Below are 422 nucleotides of genomic sequence, written 5' to 3' on the forward strand. Positions count from 1 at the left end.
TCCGTCCAGGCGCTGATCGCCGTCCGCATCCGGCCACCCTCGCGCGACCGCATCGAGGCGTTCCGCGACTGGGTCCTGACCCTGCCCGAGGTCCTCGGCCTGTTCGTCACCAGCGGGACCGAGGACTTCCTCATCCACGTCGGCGTCCCGGACACCAACGGGCTCTACGTCTTCGTCATCGACCGGCTGACCGAGCGCCGCGAGGTCGCCGACGTGCGCACCTCGGTCGTCTACGAACACCTGCGCTCACGCCCGGTCCAGCCCCTCCCGCCGCGCTAGCCGTGGTGGCGCGGCGCAGGCTCGAGGAACAGGGCGCGGTCCTGGTCGACGATCGGGTCGTGGGCCGGGTTCGTCCCCGCGTCGTCGACCAGGATGTCCAGCGACCCGAACGCCTCCGCCGCGAATGCGACACAGGCCTCGGC

The 422-nt window shown here is 71.8% G+C and carries 1 protein-coding gene; it reads left to right on the forward strand.

Translation table 11 applies throughout. The features are described from left to right. Nucleotides 1-279, forward strand: a 279-nt coding sequence (locus H5J29_RS34150) for an Lrp/AsnC ligand binding domain-containing protein (RefSeq protein ID WP_181784977.1), incomplete at its 5' end; no start/stop codon positions are given. Nucleotides 280-422: the final 143 nt, after the last annotated feature.

Source organism: Pseudonocardia pini (genome assembly GCF_013870575.1).
GTDB lineage: Bacteria > Actinomycetota > Actinomycetes > Mycobacteriales > Pseudonocardiaceae > Pseudonocardia > Pseudonocardia pini.